This window comes from Burkholderia sp. B21-005 (assembly GCF_020843965.1).
In the GTDB taxonomy this organism is placed as follows: Bacteria; Pseudomonadota; Gammaproteobacteria; order Burkholderiales; family Burkholderiaceae; genus Burkholderia; species Burkholderia ambifaria.
In genome coordinates this window covers 3405768-3419056 of the sequence record NZ_CP086301.1, presented here as the reverse complement: position 1 = coordinate 3419056, position 13289 = coordinate 3405768, and the positions used below count along the sequence as shown (strand labels likewise).

Annotated in this window: 13 protein-coding genes; 5 read left to right on the top strand and 8 right to left on the bottom strand. The window is 70.0% G+C overall.

Annotated elements, in window-relative coordinates:
* Positions 1 to 33 precede the first annotated feature (33 nt).
* Complete coding sequence (locus tag LMA02_RS15900) at positions 34 to 1056, top strand: serine/threonine protein kinase (protein WP_212055127.1); 1023 nt, start codon at positions 34 to 36, stop codon at positions 1054 to 1056.
* 72 nt (positions 1057 to 1128) lie between these two features.
* Here LMA02_RS15900 and LMA02_RS15895 read toward each other — a convergent pair whose 3' ends face one another.
* Positions 1129 to 2571, bottom strand: a complete 1443-nt coding sequence (locus tag LMA02_RS15895) for a coniferyl aldehyde dehydrogenase (protein WP_228906174.1) — start codon at positions 2569 to 2571, stop codon at positions 1129 to 1131.
* 39 nt (positions 2572 to 2610) lie between these two features.
* Complete coding sequence (locus tag LMA02_RS15890; protein ID WP_228906171.1) at positions 2611 to 3075, bottom strand: hypothetical protein; 465 nt, start codon at positions 3073 to 3075, stop codon at positions 2611 to 2613.
* Positions 3076 to 3291: 216 nt separating this feature from the next.
* On the opposite strand from LMA02_RS15890, the gene LMA02_RS15885 reads away from it, so the two are divergent.
* Positions 3292 to 4932 (top strand): GMC family oxidoreductase, encoded by a 1641-nt coding sequence (locus LMA02_RS15885; RefSeq protein ID WP_228906168.1) that lies wholly within the window; start codon positions 3292 to 3294, stop codon positions 4930 to 4932.
* A gap of 34 nt (positions 4933 to 4966) precedes the next feature.
* On the opposite strand, the gene LMA02_RS15880 is transcribed toward LMA02_RS15885, so the two are convergent.
* From LMA02_RS15880 to fliF, 6 genes are read right to left on the bottom strand one after another with little or no spacing between them, the layout of a single operon-like run.
* A complete protein-coding gene (locus LMA02_RS15880; RefSeq protein WP_228906166.1) occupies positions 4967 to 6328 on the bottom strand; it encodes a flagellar hook-length control protein FliK in 1362 nt (453 codons plus the stop codon).
* Between the two features lie 31 nt (positions 6329 to 6359).
* Positions 6360 to 6818, bottom strand: coding sequence for a flagellar export protein FliJ (gene fliJ / locus LMA02_RS15875; protein ID WP_006753016.1), 459 nt, complete (start codon positions 6816 to 6818; stop codon positions 6360 to 6362).
* 5 nt (positions 6819 to 6823) lie between these two features.
* Entirely contained in the window at positions 6824 to 8365 is a 1542-nt protein-coding gene (fliI, locus tag LMA02_RS15870; protein ID WP_228906164.1) for a flagellar protein export ATPase FliI, read from the bottom strand.
* Complete coding sequence (fliH, locus tag LMA02_RS15865) at positions 8359 to 9042, bottom strand: flagellar assembly protein FliH (protein WP_228906161.1); 684 nt, start codon at positions 9040 to 9042, stop codon at positions 8359 to 8361. The genes fliI and fliH overlap by 7 nt, the downstream gene beginning before the upstream one ends.
* Positions 9035 to 10030 (bottom strand): flagellar motor switch protein FliG, encoded by a 996-nt coding sequence (fliG, locus tag LMA02_RS15860; protein WP_006753019.1) that lies wholly within the window; start codon positions 10028 to 10030, stop codon positions 9035 to 9037. The genes fliH and fliG overlap by 8 nt, the downstream gene beginning before the upstream one ends.
* Positions 10020 to 11783 (bottom strand): flagellar basal-body MS-ring/collar protein FliF, encoded by a 1764-nt coding sequence (gene fliF, locus LMA02_RS15855; RefSeq protein ID WP_228906159.1) that lies wholly within the window; start codon positions 11781 to 11783, stop codon positions 10020 to 10022. Before fliF ends, fliG begins: the two co-directional genes overlap by 11 nt.
* Before the next feature lie 249 nt (positions 11784 to 12032).
* Between fliF and fliE the strand changes: the two genes are divergently transcribed.
* From fliE to LMA02_RS15840, 3 genes are all read left to right on the top strand, one after another.
* Complete coding sequence (fliE, locus tag LMA02_RS15850) at positions 12033 to 12377, top strand: flagellar hook-basal body complex protein FliE (RefSeq protein WP_006761724.1); 345 nt, start codon at positions 12033 to 12035, stop codon at positions 12375 to 12377.
* A gap of 142 nt (positions 12378 to 12519) precedes the next feature.
* Positions 12520 to 12954: a flagellar export chaperone FliS gene (gene fliS, locus LMA02_RS15845; RefSeq protein ID WP_012364934.1), complete on the top strand. Its 435-nt coding sequence runs from the start codon at positions 12520 to 12522 to the stop codon at positions 12952 to 12954.
* On the top strand, positions 12951 to 13283 hold the full coding sequence (locus LMA02_RS15840) for a flagellar protein FliT (protein WP_228906157.1): 333 nt from the start codon (positions 12951 to 12953) through the stop codon (positions 13281 to 13283). Before fliS ends, LMA02_RS15840 begins: the two co-directional genes overlap by 4 nt.
* The last annotated feature ends 6 nt before the right edge of the window (positions 13284 to 13289 follow it).

Sequence of the window (13289 nt, the reverse complement as noted above, 5' to 3'; positions counted from 1 at the left end):
TGTTTCGGCGCGGCTGACGGCACAATGCGGGGCATGAAAGACGCCACTTCCGCCCCCGCTGCTCCCGCCGGCCCGCCGTTCGCCGGCCTCACGCCCGAGTGCGTGCTCGACGCGCTCGACAGCGTGCTGATGCCGGCCGGGCTGCGCACCGACGGGCGCCTGCTCGCCCTCAACAGCTACGAGAACCGCGTCTACCAGGTCGGCATCGAAGACGGCCCGCCCGTCGTCGCGAAGTTCTACCGGCCCGAGCGATGGTCGGACGACGCGATCCTGGAAGAACACGCGTTCGTCGCCGAACTTGCCGCGCGCGAGATTCCGGTGGTGCCCGCGAGCGGCTTCGACGGCCGCACGCTGCACGCGTTCGACGGCTTCCGCTTCTCGATCTTCGAGCGGCGCGGCGGACGCGCGCCCGATCTCGACCGCAGCGACACGCTCGAATGGCTCGGCCGCTTCATCGGCCGCATTCACGCGGTCGGCGCGACGCAGCCTTACGTCGCGCGTCCGGTGCTCGACATTCGCACCTTCGGCTACGAGCCGCGCGACTACCTGCTCGCGCACGATTTCATTCCCGACGATGTACGACCCGCCTACGAGACGGCGGTCACGCTCGCGTTGGAAGGCGTCGAGGCCGCGTTCGAGCGTGCGGGCGAGATCCGCCTGCTGCGCACGCACGGCGATTGCCATCCGAGCAACGTGCTGTGGACCGACGCGGGGCCGCATTTCGTCGACTTCGACGACAGCCGGATGGCACCGGCGGTCCAGGACCTGTGGCTGCTGCTGCCGGGCGATCGCGAAGGCGCGTCGCGCGCGCTCGCGGACCTGCTCGCCGGTTATGAGGACTTCTGCGAATTCGAGCCGCGCGAGCTGCATCTGGTCGAAGCGCTGCGCACGCTGCGGCTGATCCACTACGCAGCCTGGCTTGCGCGCCGCTGGGACGATCCGGCGTTTCCGGCCGCGTTCCCGTGGTTCAACACGCATCGCTACTGGGAGGCACGCGTACTCGAGCTGCGCGAGCAGATCGGCGCGATGCAGGAAGGGCCGCTCTGGCCCGTGTGACGGCACGCGCGGCAGCGTCGCCGCGCGGCATGTTCAAAGCGGGCCGCCACCATTGCGCGCGGCCCGCATCGCTCAGAACTTCAGCATCATCCTGATCACCGCGGCGAAGCGCCTGCCGTAAGGCGGCGCGATCAGCCCGCGGGTATTCAGGCGCGCCTGCGTGAGCACGGGCTTCATCTTCGAGAACGTCACGAAGCCGTCGTAGCCGTGATACGCACCCATCCCGCTCGCGCCGACGCCGCCGAACGGCAAGCTGCCGCACGCGATGTGCATCAGCGCGTCATTGACCGTCACGCCGCCCGAGATCGTTTCGCGCATCACGCGGTCGACCGTGCCGCCATCCTCGTCGAACAGGTACAGCGCGAGCGGGCGGGGGCGCGCATTCACGTACGCGATCGCCTCGTCGAGCCGCTCGTACGGCACGAGCGGCAGCAATGGCCCGAAGATTTCCTCCTGCATCAGCTGCGACGCGGCCGGCACGTGCGTGACCGCGCACGGCACGAAGCGGCGCGATGCGGGATCGGACTGCGCGTCCGACAGCGGATGCAGTTGCGCGCCGGCCGCCTGCGCGTCGGTCGCAAGCTGCTGCAGCCGGGCGTAGTGGCGCGGCGACACGATCGTCGTGTAGTCGCCGTTGGTCGACAGGTCCGGATACAGCTTGGCGAAGCGCGCCCGCGCGCGCTCGATGAACGCGGCTTCCATCCCGCGCGGCAGCAGCACGTAGTCGGGCGCGATGCAGGTCTGGCCCGCGTTCAGCGTCTTGCCGCCGATGATCGCGTCGACCGCGGCATCGAAGCGCGCATTCGGGCCGATGATCGCGGGCGACTTGCCGCCGAGTTCGAGCGTGACGGGCGTGAGATTGTCGGCCGCGGCGCGCATCACGTGGCGGCCGACATGCGTCGAGCCGGTGAATAGCAGGTGATCGAACGGCAGCGCGCTGAACGCGGCGCCGATCTCGGCATCGCCGTTCACGACCGCGACGTGGTCGCGCGAGAAGGTCTTCGCGATCAGTTGCTCGAACAACGCCGACGTGCGCGGTGTCAGTTCGGACATCTTGATGATCGCGCGGTTGCCGGCCGCGAGCGCGCAGATCAGCGGCCCGGCCGCGAGCAGGATCGGATAGTTCCACGGCACGACGATGCCGACCACGCCGAGCGGTTGCGGCAGCACCTTCGCGCGCGCCGGCCGCAGCCACTTGTTCATCGGCTTGCTGATCGGCCTCATCCAGCGCTTGCCGTGCTTGAGCGCGTCGTCGATCTCTTCCTTCGCCATCCAGATTTCCGACAGCAGCACTTCCTGCTTCGCGCGGTGGCCGAAGTCGGCGCTGATCGCGTCGGCGAGTGCATCCGCGTGATCGAGCAGCATGGTGCGCAGCGCGCGCAGGTGCTGCGCGCGGGTGTCCCACTCCGGATAGGGCGCGCGCAGGTAGGCCGCGCGCTGGTCGCGCAGCAGCGCCGTCAGCGCATCGACCGATGGCAGCGCTTGCGGGGCCAGTTCGGGTAGGTCGTTCTTCATGTCGTCTCCTCCAGTTGGGCGTGGCACGTCGGCCAGCAGTCAGGCCGCACGTGAGCGCTCGGCGAGCGTGGCGGGGCGGATCAGGGTGGCGCGCGTCGCGCGGCGCGGGGCCGGATGCGATGCGCGGGTGAAAACAGGGTGCGGCGTGCGGCAAGCGTCGCATCCGCGCGACGGTGTTCGCGTCCGAAAACGGGGGTGTACGGTGCGCGCGTGCGGCCGGATGCGATTTCCGGCTGCTGCGCGATGGCGCGCGGCGGGCGCTTGCGCGCGCACCGAAGCGCGGCTGCGCGATGCGCGCGACGACCGTCGCACCGACAGGTCATGCCGCTGATTCGACGAGCCGTCCAAACGGTCGGCGACACGTGGCGTCGTTCGATTTCGACCGGCCGCGCGCACGGTGCCGGTCACCACCGTCCGGGCGTCCGTTTGAAATGAAATGCGGGCCGCGCGCGGTGCGTCCGGATCCCCCGGTCGGCACGCGGCCTGCAGAACGTCGCGCTGCATCGTCGTCTCCCCAGTTTCGCGACAGCGCGGCTTCTGGCGGCCGGTGCATCGCGTCGCATCCATCGATACATCTTAAATTTAGTTCACGCGGGCGTTTAGAGGAATCGCTCTTGAATCGGCGTGCCGCGTGCGCGACGGCCATTCCTACAATGCCCGAACATTACAAGCGGGAGCCGGCCGCGCCGCGCGCCGTTCATGACACGAAGGAGACGTGACATGCAATACGACTACATTATCGTTGGCGGCGGGTCGGGCGGCTCGAGCCTCGCCAGCCGCCTCGCCGATGCATGCCCCGACGCGACGATCGCGCTGATCGAGGCCGGCTCGCACACCGAGCGCAACCTGCTCGTCAACATGCCGGTGGGGATCGCGGCGCTCGTGCCGTTCAAGCTCGGCACGAACTACGGTTACGAGACGGTGCCACAGCCGGGCCTCGGCGGCCGTCGCGGCTATCAGCCGCGCGGGCGCGGGATGGGCGGCTCGAGCGCGATCAACGCGATGATCTACACGCGCGGCCACCCGGGCGACTACGACGAGTGGGCCCAGCTCGGCGCAACGGGCTGGGGCTGGCAGGACGTGCTGCCGTATTTCCGCCGCGCGGAAGGCAACGAGCGCGGCGCCGATGCGTGGCACGGCGCGGACGGCCCGTTGACGGTTTCAGATCTGCGCTTTCGCAATCCGTTCTCCGAACGATTCATCCAGGCCGCGCACGCGGCCGGCTATCCGCTGAACAACGATTTCAACGGCGCGACGCAGGAAGGCGTCGGCTTCTATCAGGTCACGCATCGCGACGGCTCGCGCTGCAGCGTCGCGCGTGCGTATATCTATGGCCGCAACCGGCCGAACCTGCATGTGATCACCGATGCGACGGTGCTGCGCGTGGGCTTCGACGGCAAGCGTGCGGTCGGCGTCGTGGTGTCGCGCGACGGACGCGTCGAGACGCTTGGCGCGCGGGCGGAGGTAATTCTGTCGGCCGGCGCGTTCAATTCGCCGCAGCTGCTGATGTGCTCGGGAATCGGTCCGGCGGAGCAGCTCCGTCGGCACGGGATCGCGATCGTGCAGGACGCGCCGGACGTCGGCGCCAACCTGATCGACCATATCGACTTCATCATCAACACGCGCGTGAATTCGTCGGAGCTGGTCGGCATCTGCCTGCGCGGCATCGCGAAGATGACGCCGGCGCTCGCGCGCTATTTCTCGAGCCGCACGGGGATGATGACGAGCAACGTCGCGGAGGCCGGCGGCTTCATCAAGAGCGATCCGTCGCTCGACCGACCGGACCTGCAGCTGCATTTCTGCACGGCGCTGGTCGACGACCACAACCGCAAGATGCACTGGGGTTTCGGCTATTCGCTGCACGTATGCGCGCTGCGCCCGTTCAGCCGTGGCACGGTCGCTCTCGCGAGCGGCGATGCGCGCGACGCGCCGCTGATCGATCCGCGCTTCTTCAGCGATACGCGCGATCTCGACCTGCTCGTGCGCGGTGCGCAGGCGATGCGCCGGATCCTGTCGCAAACGCCGCTCGCGTCGCAGGGCGGGCGCGAGCTGTACACGCGGGCGGACCAGAGCGAAGCCGAGCTGCGCGCGACGATCGTCGCGCACGCCGACACGATCTATCACCCGGTCGGCACCTGCCGGATGGGTTCGGATGCGCGCGCGGTCGTGGATCCGCAACTGCGCGTGCGCGGTGTCGACGGGCTGCGGGTGGTGGACGCGTCGGTGATGCCGACGCTGATCGGCGGGAACACGAATGCGCCGTCGGTGATGATCGGCGAACGCGCGGCGGACTTCATCGTCGCGACGCGCAAGGGCGGGGTGCCGCGCGGCGAGGCGACCGCGGCGGTGCACGGCCGCTGAGCGGCCATGCACCGTCACGCGAGCGGCGCGATGCTCAGGCGAACGTATCGACGAGGCCCGCGCGGCTCACGGTCGCGCCGGCCGCTGCGGATTGCGCAGCGTCGACCGGTGCGTCGCCGGCTGACGATCCGGCGCGTGCGCGCAGCGACGGCCGGCCGCCGGCGAAGCTCTGTTGCAGGTTCTGCTGCTGCGACGCGAAGCCGCCGTCGCTGACGGTCGCGCTGCCCAGGCCGAGGCCGCCCGCTTCCATCGCTTCGCGCAGCTTCGGCAGCGCGGCTTCCACCGCGTCGCGCACCTGCGCGTGCTGCGAGACGAACAGCGCATGCGCGTGATTGTCCGCGACACGCAGCACGACCTGCAGCGGGCCGAGGTCCGGCGGGTTCAGCGTCAGCTCGGCGCTCTGCTGGTGCGCATTCGACAGGAACACGACCTTCTGGCTCAGCGCGTCGGTCCAGTCGGCGGTGCCGACATGCGGGGCCAGCACATGGGCATTGGCCGCGGCGACCGAGCTGGCGGCGGGCGATGCCTGGAGGTTCGCCTGGGCGGCTGCCGCAGCCGTTGCGGCGGCAGCGACCGATGCGTCGGCGGCCGGGCTGGCGGCTTCCTCGGTGGCTGCGAGCGCATGCGCGGCCGGCTGGCCGGTGGCGCCGGCCTGCAGCGCCTGGGCGGTGGCTTGCGTGGGCGTCGGCTGCGTCGCGAGCGCGCCTTTCGCGTCGGCGAGCGTGCGGTCGAAGGTCGGGACTTTCGGCGTCAGCGGTGCGGCGGCGGCCGATGCGGACGTCGTCGATGCCGGCGCTGTCGTTGCCGCGGCCGTGCCCGTCGCGGGCATCGCGATCGCACCCGCGCCGCCGGTCAGCTTCGCCAGCGCGGCCTGCAGCGCGTCGCGACCCGACGCCGGCAACGCCGGCTCGGCGGCCGCATCCTTGCCGGCATGATTCGTCAGCGCGGCCGTGGCGTCGGGCTGCCCGGACACGGCCGTCGTTTGCGCGGCCGTGGCGGCGGTATCGGCATTGGCACCGGCCGGCGCCGCGTCGTTCACGCGCGCCTGCAGTTGCGCCTGAACGGCGGCGGCCGCGGCGAGCGCGGCGGCGTCGGCGTTGGGCGTCGCATTCGCGTCGTCGGTCGACTTGTCGTCGACGCGGTCGGCGGGCTTCGCGCCGGCGGCTGGCGTCGACGATGCCTGTTGCGTCGCGGCATCCGGCTTGCCGGCGTTCGCCGTGTCGTGCCGTGTGACGACGCTTCGCTTCAGCGTCTGCGCGAACGGCACGGCGGCCTGGCTGGTTGCGGCATCGTTGCCGGCGGACGTCGCGGAGGCGGACGAACCCGCGCCGCGGACGGCCTTGATGGCGGTGCCGGCGGTGTCGAGCAGCGCGCCGAGCAGGGGCAGGGGAGGCATGGCGATTCTCTCGTTCGAAAGCGTTGAGCGGTTACGCCGAGCGGGCCGCATCGGCCCGCATGCGCAGAATCTTCGCGGCGTGTTCGTCGGCGTCGCGCTGTTCGCGCTTCGCGGCACGCTGCGTTTCCTGCGCGACGCCGCGCGCCTGCAGGGTTTCGTATGAACCGACGGTGCGTTTCTTCTGTTGCCAGTTCGGGCGCGCCTCGTCGATGCGGAGCTCGGCCGCGGCCAGCACGTTGCGCTGCTGCGCGATCGCCGCGTCGAGCGTATCGATGAACGCCTGGAAATTGCGCCAGTTGCCGGCCGGCATCCCGTGCTGCGCGGACTGCGAAAAGCGCGCGTGGTATTCGTCGCGATAGCGCAGCAGCGCATCGAGCTGTTCGGCGGCCGCGGTGCGGTCGCGCTGCGCGGTGCCGAGCTGCTTCGTGGCCGTGTCGAGATCTTCCTGCGCGCGGTCGAGCAGCAGTTGAAGGGGAAAGCCGTGTGCCATCGGGATCAGCCTCCGTGTACGTCGAACAGCGCATCGAGCCCGGCGAGGCTCGACGCGAATGGCGCGCATTCGCGAAAGCCCTGCTGCAGGAACGATTCGATGCGCGGATAGAGCGCGATCGCGCGGTCGAGCTGCGCGTCGCGGCCCGGTGCATACGCGCCGACCGCGATCAGGTCGCGATTGCGCTGGTAGCGCGACAGCATCTGCTTGAACTGCCGCACGCGGTCGAGATGCGTTTCGTCGATCAGCGCGGTCATCGCGCGGCTGATCGACGCCTCGATGTCGATCGCCGGATAGTGGCCGGCCTCGGCGAGCGCGCGCGACAGCACGATGTGGCCGTCGAGGATCGCGCGCGCCGAGTCGGCGATCGGGTCCTGCTGGTCGTCGCCTTCGGTCAGTACCGTGTAGAACGCGGTGATCGAGCCGCCGCCTTCGGGCCCGTTGCCGGTGCGCTCGACGAGCGCGGGCAGCTTTGCGAACACCGACGGCGGATAACCCTTGGTCGCGGGCGGCTCGCCGATCGCGAGCGCGATCTCGCGCTGCGCCATCGCGTAGCGCGTCAGCGAATCCATCAGCAGCAGCACGTGCTTGCCCTGGTCGCGGAAATACTCGGCGAGGGACGTCGCGTAGGCGGCGCCCTGCATGCGCAGCAGCGGCGACACGTCGGCCGGCGCCGCGACGACGACCGAGCGCGCGAGCCCGTCCTCGCCGAGGATCTGTTCGATGAATTCCTTCACTTCGCGGCCGCGTTCGCCGATCAGCCCGATCACGATCACTTCCGCGCTGGTGTAGCGCGCCATCGTACCGAGCAGCACCGACTTGCCGACGCCGGACCCCGCGAACAGGCCCATCCGCTGCCCGCGGCCGACGGTGAGCAGCGCGTTGATTGCGCGCACGCCGACGTCGAGCACGCTGTGGATCGGCTCGCGATCGAGCGGGTTGATCGACGGCGCCGACAGCGCGGCGTCCACCTTCGATGCGAGCGGGCCGAGGCCGTCGAGCGGGCGGCCCGACGCGTCGACCACACGCCCGAGCATTTCCCAGCCGACCGGCAGCCGTTTGGCGCCCGCGAGCGGATCGGCGACGGGCGCGCTTTCGCGCGGCCACACGCGCGCGCCGGGCAGCACGCCTGCGACGTCGGTGGTCGGCATCAGGAACAGGCGATCGCCGGAGAACCCGACGACTTCCGCTTCCGCGTGCGGCAGCGTGCTGCCGGGCGGCAGTTCGATCGTGCATTCGGCGCCGACCGACAGGCGCAGCCCGATCGCCTCGAGTACGAGGCCCGCGGCGCGCGTGAGGCGCCCGCACGGCCGCAGCGGCAGCGCGCGGTGGCTGCGCGTCGCGAGCCCGTTCAGATGCGTGCGCCAGTGCGCGAGATGCGGATTGTGCGGTGCGCGCGGCGCATCGTCCGCAGCGGGTGCCGCGTGCGGATCGGCGCCGTGTGCGGTGTCGTGTACGCCGTCGGGGCCGAACGACGCGAGCGCGAGTTCGCGCTCGAGCGGCGTCATCCCGTCGTACAGGATCGATTCGGGCGTGGGCGTCACCATGCGCTCACCTTGCCGATCGCGGCGGCGACGCGCTGCCAGCGGGTGGGCAGCGTCGCGTCGACCTCGCCCGTCGCGGCGTGCGCGCGGCAGCCGCCGCGCTCGATCGACGTGTCGGTGCGCACGGTCCAGCCGAGCGTATCGAGATCGTCCTGCAGATAGGCTTCGACGACGGGCAGGTCGGCCGGATTCACCGCGAGATGCGGCGCGCCGGACAACGCCGGTTCGGCGGCGAGCACGTCGCGCACGGCCGCGACGAGCGCCGCGGGATCGTGCTTCACGTGCTGGCGCACGACCTGCTGCGCGATGTCGAGCGCGAGCTGCGCGAGATCGGACGCGAGATCGTGCTCGACGCTCGACACGGCTTCGCGGAACGAGGCGGCGAGCGCCGCGAGCTGTGCGGCCTGTTCGCGGGCTTCGGCCTGGCCGGCCTCGAAACCCTGCTCGCGGCCCTGGTCGAAACCGGCCTGGTAACCCAGCGCCTGGCCTTCGACGTGACCGGCTGCATGGCCTTCGGCATGCGCGGCGTCGCGCACGCGCTGCAGTTCCTCGGCGAGCGCGGCGGCGGCCGCGGCCGCGTCGTCGGGCGGCGGCGGGGGCGGCGGCGGATCGAACGACGCCATCTCCCACCGCTGGTACGCGGTGAGGGTGGCGGCGCGCTCGCGCACGGGATCAGACATATGCGTCTTCCGCCTTGCCGCCGATCACGATCTGGCCGCTCTCGGCGAGGTTGCGCACGATCTGCAGGATGCGGCGCTGCTGCGTCTCGACCTCGGACACGCGCACCGGGCCGCGTGCGTCGAGATCCTCCGCGAGCAGTTCGGCCGCGCGTTGCGACATGTTCGCGAGGAACTTCTGGCGCAGCGCGGGCGGCGCGCCCTTCAGCGCGATGATCAGCGTTTCCGACTCGACTTCCTTGAGCACCATCTGGATCGCGCGATCCTCGAGGTCGAGCAGGTTCTCGAACACGAACATCTGGTCGACGATCTTCTGCGCGAGGTCGGCGTCGTACTGGCGCACGCTTTCGAGCACGCCTTCTTCATGATTGCTCGTCATGAAGTTGAGGATCTCGGCCGCGGTGCGGATGCCGCCCATCGGGCTGCGCTTCAGGTTGTCGCTGCCGGACAGCAGGCCGGTGAGCACGTCGTCGAGCTCGCGCAGCGCGGCCGGCTGGATGCCGTCGAGCGTCGCGATCCGCAGCAGCACGTCGTTGCGCAGCCGTTCGGTGAAGCACGACGCGATCTCGGACGCCTGGTCGCGGTCAAGATGCACGAGGATCGTCGCGATGATCTGCGGATGCTCGTTCTTGATCAGTTCGGCCACCGCGCCCGAGTCCATCCACTTCAGGCCCTCGATGCCGCTCGTGTCGCTGCCCTGCAGGATCCGGTCGATCAGCACGCCGGCCTTGTCCTCGCCGAGCGCCTTGGTCAGCACCGAGCGGATGTACTCGCTGGAATCGAGCGACAGCGCGGTGTGCTGCTCGGCTTCCTTCGCGAATTCCTGCAGCACGCCCTCGACCTGCTCGCGCGTGACGTTCTTCAGCGCGGCCATCGCGGCGCCGATCTTCTGCACCTCGCGCGGCGCGAGGAACTTGAATACTTCAGCGGCCTCTTCCTCGCCGATCGACATCAGCAGCAGCGCGCTCTTGGTCAGGCCTTCAGCGTTCATCGGACACCCAGTTCTTCACGACGGTGGCGACGATCTTCGGATCCTGGCGGGCGATCGTGCGCGCGTAGTCGAGGTTGCGTTCGTAGCGGTTCTTTTCGTTCTCGAAGCCGAGCAGCAGCGGATCGGTCTCGTCGGCCCTGTCCGGGGCGGGCAGGCCGTCGAGCGTGACCGGATCGTCCGGCGCCGCGAGCGCCGGGGCGACCGGCTCGGGCGGCGGGAACGCGCGGCGCATCGCCGGGCGCACGAACATGAAATAGAGCGCCGCCGCGGCTGCCGCGATGCCAAGCCACTTCGCGGCTTCCTTCGCCATCGCGATCATGTCCGGCTGGCGCCACCACGGCAGGTCGGCGTACGGATCGCCGACGGTCGAGAACGCGCTGTTCACGACGTTCACCGAGTCGCCGCGCTTCTCGTCGTAGCCCATCGCGTCCTTCACCAGCTGCTCGATCTGCGCGAGCTTGGGCGGCGGCAGCGGCTGCATCGTCACGTGGCCCTTCGCGTCGGCGACCGGCTGGTAGTTGACGACGACGGCGACCGACAGCCGCTTCACGTTGCCCATCGGCTGCTCGACGTGGCGGATCGTCTTGTCGAGCTCGTAGTTGGTGGTCTGGTCCTTGCGGTCGCTGACGGGCGTCGACTGCGCGCCGTTCTGGCCGTTGCCGGCGACGATCGGCGCGGAGGCCGGCTGCGGCGGCGTGTTCGACAGCGCGCCCGGCACGCCCGATGCGCCGCCCTGCGCGAGCTCGGTCGCGCTGCTGGTCTGCTGGCTGCGGATCGCGGCCTGCTGCGGCGTGCCGTTCGGGCTGTAGCTTTCCGAGGTCTGCTCGAGCTTCGAGAAATCGATGTCGGCGCTGACCTGCGAGCGCGCATTGCCGGTGCCGAAGATCGGCGCGAGGATCGCATCGATGCGCTTCTGCGTATTGTGCTCGACCTGCTGCACGTACTTGAGCTGGCTCGCGTCGAGGCCGGAGGCCGACGCGGTCTGCGTCAGCAGGTTGCCGTCCTGGTCGACGATCGTCACGTTCTTCGCCGGCATGTCGGGCACGCCGGACGACACCATCCGCGTGATCGCCTGCACCTGGCCCTCGTCGAGCACGCGGCCCGGGTAGAGGTCGACGAACACCGACGCGCTCGGCGCTTCCTTGTCGCGCACGAACACCGACGGCTTCGGGATCGCGAGATGCACGCGCGCGCCGCGCACCGCGTTGATCGATTCGATCGTGCGCTGCAGCTCGCCTTCGAGCGCGCGCTGGTAGTTCACCTGCTCGGCGAACTGGCTGATGCCGAATTTCTGGTTGTCCATCAGCTCGAAGCCGACCGAGCCGCCCTTGGGCAGGCCCAGCGCGGCGAGCTTCAGGCGCGTTTCATGCACCTGATTCGACGGCACGAGGATCGCGCCGCCGGCGTCGGCGAACTTGTACGGAACGTTGGCCTGCTGGAGCGCGGCGATGATCGCGCCGCCGTCGCGGTCCGACAGGTTGCTGTACAGCACGCGATAGTCGGGCGCGCGGCTCCACAGCACGAGCGCGGTGATCGCGGCGATCGCGAACGCGACGGCGATCACGAACGGCAGCTTCGGGTTGCCCTTCATCCGCGAGATGCCGGGAATGCGTTCCGCGAAACCGCCGAACCCGAAGTCCGCGCCGGCGCCGCCTGCTCCCGGCAACGCGGCGGCCGCGGTGGCGCCTGGCACCGGGCTGGCGAGGCCCGTGCGGGCGTCGGGGTTGATCAGCGAGTTGGCCTGCGAATCCATGCGTGGAGTTTCTCCGGAGCGGGACGACTGAGCCGCTCGGACGAGCGGACGGACAATGACACGTTGCGATTATCGGGATCCGGACGCGACTCCGATCGACCGAAAAGAGCGGGGTTTCCCCCGTACTTTCGCGGCTTTGGCGTGCGCCGCGCTGCTATCCTTTTTCGCGATCCGGCATGGTGCGCATGGTGCGGCGCCGGCGCAAACGCCCGGTAGGTCCGGGTCTCTTCTCTTAGGTCTGGGGACAGCATGACTGCCAACGTCAGCGGAATCGGTTCGGTGTTGCAACAGATGCAGGCGATGGCCGCGCAGGCGGGCGGCGGCGTCGCGAGCCCGACGGCGGCGCTCGCCGGCTCGGGCGCCGCGACGGCCGGCACGTTCGCGAGCGCGATGAAGGCGTCGCTCGACAAGATCAGCGGCGACCAGCAGCACGCGCTCGGCGAGGCGCAGGCGTTCGAGGTCGGCGCGGCGAACGTGTCGCTGAACGACGTGATGGTCGACATGCAGAAGGCCAACATCGGCTTCCAGTTCGGGCTCCAGGTCCGCAACAAGCTCGTGAGCGCATACAACGACATCATGCAGATGTCGGTGTGACGAGGCGGTCACGCCGGGCGCGGCCGGGCCGGCGCGCCTAAAGCTTTTCAATTCCCTTCCGATAACTCCGGTACAAGGCCGCGTCGTGCAACGCAGGGCGGCGGCTTCCGCATAGCCAACGCATCACAAGGAGAAGAAGCGCATGTTTTCCCCAGGACACGCTGGAGCCAGTGCGTACGCGCGTGTCGGCGTCGAGACGGGGGTGATGGGCGCCTCCCCGCACCGGCTGATCGCGATGCTGTACCAGGGCGCGCGGCAGGCCATCGCACTCGCGCGCATGCACCTGCAGCAGGGCAACGTGCCCGCACGCGGCGAAGCGATCGGCAAGGCGATCGGGATCGTCGAGAGCGGCCTGCAGGCGGCGCTGAACCGCGACGCGGGCGGCGAGATCGCCGGGCGCCTGGATGCGCTGTACGCCTATATCGTCCGGCGGCTGCTGGAAGCCAACATGCGCGCGAGCGATGCGATGCTGGTCGAGGTCGACGGACTGCTCGCCACGCTCGAGGAAGCGTGGACGGGCATCGCCCCCGAAGTCGCGCGGATGACCGCGCAACAGGCGGCGGACGCGGCGCGATGAATCTCAAGGCCGAGTACTTCGCCCGCTACGAGGCGCTCGCGGCCGTGTCGGGCCGCATGCTGAGCGCGGCACGCGGTGCCGACTGGAGCGCGCTGCCGGAGTTGCAGGCCGAATTCCTGCGGCTCGTCGACGGGCTGAAGGAGGCCGATCCGGGCGTCGCGCTCGACGACTCGGACCTCGGCCGCAAGCTCGGGCTGATCCGCCGCATCCTCGCCGACGACGCCGCGATCCGCGATCTCGCGAGCCCGGAAGTCGCGCGGCTGTCCGCGCTGTTCGAGGCGCGGCGCTCGACCAAGGTATTGACCGATCTCTACCGCGCTCGCGGCTAGTGCCCG